This is a genomic window from Streptomyces sp. NPDC060209, from assembly GCF_042728155.1.
In the GTDB taxonomy this organism is placed as follows: Bacteria; Actinomycetota; Actinomycetes; order Streptomycetales; family Streptomycetaceae; genus Streptomyces.
The window spans coordinates 1-3728 of sequence record NZ_JBHWZS010000490.1 but is presented as its reverse complement, the minus strand read 5'-3'; the positions used below and the strand labels follow the sequence as shown (position 1 = coordinate 3728).

Sequence of the window (3728 nt, the reverse complement as noted above, 5' to 3'; positions counted from 1 at the left end):
CCCCCGCAGTGCGGGAACCGGGGCCGTACGAAGGTGACTGCGGCTGAAGATCAGCCCTCGGTCGTCTCGGCGGCGGCCGCCGTCGCGCGGGAACGGCGCCTGCGCGGCTTGGCGGGAGCCGTCTCGCCGTCCGTCACGGCAGCGGTCACCGCGACGGTCTCCGCCTTCTCCGCGGCCGCGGCGCGCGGCCGACGGCGGCGCGGCTTGGTCTCCGCGGCGGCGTCCTCGGCGGTGGCGGCCACCACCGAGGTCTTCGGCTTGGCAGCGGCACGGGTCCGGCGCGGCTTGGTCTCGGTCACCGGCTCGGAGGGCGGAGCGATCTGGAAGTCGACCTCGTCGACAGGCTTCACGACCCGGGTGCGGCGGCGCGGCTTGGTGGCCACGGGCTCCGCCGCCGGTGCGGCGATGGCCACGGTCTGGAAGTCGACCACGGGCTCGGCGGCAGGCGCCTGCGCGACGGCCGGCTTCGTTGCCGTGGTGCGCGTGCGACGACGGCGCGACTTCGCCTCCGCGGCGGGCTCGGCCTCGGCCTCGGCCGCGGGTGCGACCTCGACGACCGGGGCCTCCACCACGGCCACCGCGGCTTCGGTCACGGCCTCGGGGGTGGCGGCACGGGTACGGCGCCGGCGGCGCGGGGTGCGCGGCTCCTGAGCGTCCTCACCGGGGGCTTCGGCCGCGGGCGCCGGCACGGTGACAGCGGTCTCGTCGAGGGTGCCGCCGGCCCGGGTGCGACGACGCTGACGCGGCGTGCGGGGCGCGCGCTCCTCGCGGGGAGCCGGGGCGGAGGCGACGGACTTGCGGCCGCGGCCGCCGGTCTCGCCGAGGTCCTCGATCTCCTCCGCGCGCAGACCCGCGCGGGTCCGCTCGGTGCGCGGCAGGACGCCCTTGGTGCCGGCCGGGATGCTGAGGTCCTCGTACAGGTGCGGGGACGTGGAGTACGTCTCCGGCGGGTCCGGGAACTTCAGGTCCAGCGCCTTGTTGATCAGCTGCCAGCGCGGGATGTCGTCCCAGTCGACCAGCGTGATCGCGATGCCCTTGGCACCCGCGCGGCCGGTACGGCCGATGCGGTGGAGGTAGGTCTTCTCGTCCTCCGGCGACTGGTAGTTGATGACATGGGTCACACCCTCGACGTCGATGCCGCGCGCGGCGACATCGGTGCAGACGAGGACGTCCACCTTGCCGTTGCGGAAGGCGCGCAGCGCCTGCTCACGGGCGCCCTGGCCGAGGTCGCCGTGGACCGCGCCGGACGCGAAACCGCGCTTCTCCAGCTGGTCGGCGATGTCGGCGGCCGTGCGCTTCGTACGGCAGAAGACCATGGCCAGTCCACGCCCGTCGGCCTGGAGGATGCGGGAGACCATCTCCGGCTTGTCCATGTTGTGGGCGCGGTAGACGTACTGCGCCGTGTTCTTGACGGTCGTGCCCTCGTCGTCGGGCGAGGTGGCGTTGATGTGCGTCGGCTGCGACATGTAACGGCGCGCGAGGCTGATGACGGCACCGGGCATGGTGGCCGAGAACAGCATCGTCTGGCGCTTCGGCGGCAGCATGGTGATAATGCGCTCGACGTCGGGCAGGAAGCCCAGGTCGAGCATCTCGTCGGCCTCGTCCAGGACGAGGACGCGGATGTGCGAGAGGTCGAGCTTGCGCTGGCCCGCCAGGTCGAGCAGTCGGCCCGGGGTGCCGACGACCACGTCGACACCCTTCTTGAGGGCCTCGACCTGGGGCTCGTACGCCCGGCCGCCGTAGATCGCGAGGACGCGGACGTTACGGGCCTTGCCGGCGGTCAGCAGGTCGTTGGTGACCTGCTGGCAGAGCTCACGGGTGGGGACGACGATCAGGGCCTGCGGCGCGTCCGTCAGCTTCTCGGGCGCGGCGCGGCCGGCCTCGACGTCGGCGGGGACGGTCACACGCTCCAGGAGCGGCAGGCCGAAGCCGAGCGTCTTGCCGGTGCCGGTCTTGGCCTGGCCGATGACGTCGGAGCCGGAGAGCGCTACGGGGAGCGTCATCTCCTGGATCGGGAAGGGGGAAGTGATGCCGACCGCCTCGAGGGCTTCGGCCGTCTCGGTAAGGATTCCGAGGTCGCGGAACGTAGTCAGGGTGCTGCCTCTTCTGTGAGACGCGGCCCGAGGCGAACGCTGAGGGTCGTACCGTGCCGGGGTTGGTCATCCGGCCGTGGATGGGCCGGGTGGCGCGGGACCACTGCCGTCGCTCGAGCGCTCGTGCCGCTGAGGGGGCCCCTCATCTGCGGTCGTACATGGTGTACGCCCCGCGTGGAGGGCTGTCGGGTCGGAGCCGATCGGGCCACCGACCGGGCATCCTCATTCAAGGTCGCGCTCCTGGCACAAGAAAATGCTCAGTAAGCGCAATACCACTGTACCCCGGATTCGCGCATGCGTGTTGGGCGAATTCATCGGAACGGTGTGACGTCTCCTGCTGGCCAGGCCCTTCCGTCCCCGGCGGGTCCGGCTATTCTGCGCTCCATGGAGACGCCTGACAACGCCACTGAAGCATCCGACGAAGCGACCGCACCGACCGGAATCGCCGCCCAGGACTGGGCCACCGCGTCCGCCGACCCGCAGTACCGCGCCGCGGTCGTGGATCTGCTCGGCGCTCTCGCCTACGGGGAACTCGCGGCCTTCGAGCGGCTCGCCGAGGATGCCAAACTCGCGCCGACACTCGGTGACAAGGCGGCACTGGCAAAGATGGCGTCCGCCGAATTCCATCACTTCGAGCAGTTGACCGACCGGCTCACGGCCATCGAGGAGGCCCCGACCGGGGCCATGGAGCCGTTCGCCAAGGCACTGGACGACTTCCACCGCCAGACGGCCCCGTCGGACTGGCTGGAAGGCCTGGTCAAGGCGTACGTGGGCGACTCGATCGCCAGCGACTTCTACCGGGAGATCGCCGCGCGCCTCGACACGGACACCCGCTCCCTCGTCATCTCCGTGCTCGACGACACGGGACACGGGAACTTCGCGGTCGAGAAGGTGCGGGCGGCCATCGAGGCGGAGCCCAGGGTCGGCGGCAGGCTCGCCCTGTGGGCGCGCAGGCTGATGGGCGAGGCGCTCTCCCAGGCCCAGCGGGTGGTCGCGGACCGCGACGCCCTGTCGACGATGCTCGTGGGCGGCGTGGCGGACGGGTTCGACCTGGCCGAGGTCGGCAGGATGTTCTCCCGGATCACCGAGGCTCACACCAAGCGGATGGCCGCCCTCGGGCTCGCCGCCTGACCCGGCCGCCGCTGATCGCACCGGCGGCGGCGCGGGCGGACCGGCGCCGCCCGGCCGTGGCCCTACTGGGCCGCCGCTGATCGCACCGGCCGGTTGCCGCGCGGGCGGATCAGCAGGGACAGGGTCACCGCCCCGACCAGCACGGCGCCCGCGGGCGTCGCCAGGACATGGACGGAGCCCAGCGTCGAGTGCGTCAGATACGCGCCGAACAGGGCGCCCAGCCCACCCGTGACGAACACCACGCGCGAGGACGGGAGCCGGCCTGGCAGGGAGTGGAGCGCGACCCAGGACAGGGCGAGTCCGAGCACGACGGAGCTGATGGATTCCCAGAGCACAGAGGGGTCACCTCGCTTGATGGCGTGGCGGTCGGTCGGTCCTAGGCGGTCTTACCCGTGGCCCGCGGAATACAACCCTCAACCGCTCCTGTGAACCCCGCCGAGGGAAGAACCGGGAGCGGATCCGGAGGAGAAAAGGTGGAGGCCCGGCGGAATCGTCCGCCGGGCC

The 3728-nt window shown here is 72.0% G+C and carries 3 protein-coding genes; 1 reads left to right on the top strand and 2 read right to left on the bottom strand.

All coding sequences use genetic code 11. The annotated features are described in order from the left end of the window. Positions 1–50: 50 nt before the first annotated feature. Entirely contained in the window at positions 51–2003 is a 1953-nt protein-coding gene (locus ACFWFI_RS41615) for a DEAD/DEAH box helicase (RefSeq protein WP_387400989.1), read from the bottom strand. 474 nt (positions 2004–2477) lie between these two features. Here ACFWFI_RS41615 and ACFWFI_RS41610 point away from each other — a divergent pair, with 474 nt between their 5' ends. Further along, positions 2478–3224, top strand: coding sequence for a ferritin-like fold-containing protein (locus tag ACFWFI_RS41610; RefSeq protein WP_387400987.1), 747 nt, complete (start codon positions 2478–2480; stop codon positions 3222–3224). Between the two features lie 62 nt (positions 3225–3286). Here the strand turns inward: ACFWFI_RS41610 and ACFWFI_RS41605 are convergent, their stop codons facing one another. Beyond that, complete coding sequence (locus ACFWFI_RS41605; RefSeq protein ID WP_387400985.1) at positions 3287–3559, bottom strand: hypothetical protein; 273 nt, start codon at positions 3557–3559, stop codon at positions 3287–3289. Positions 3560–3728: the final 169 nt, after the last annotated feature.

Bases quoted from the DNA above. Each gene is read 5' to 3' on its own strand.
- ACFWFI_RS41615 (WP_387400989.1), bottom strand. From the start codon at position 2,003: ATGACGCTCCCCGTAGCGCTCTCCGGCTCCGACGTCATCGGCCAGGCC.
- ACFWFI_RS41610 (WP_387400987.1), top strand. From the start codon at position 2,478: ATGGAGACGCCTGACAACGCCACTGAAGCATCCGACGAAGCGACCGCA.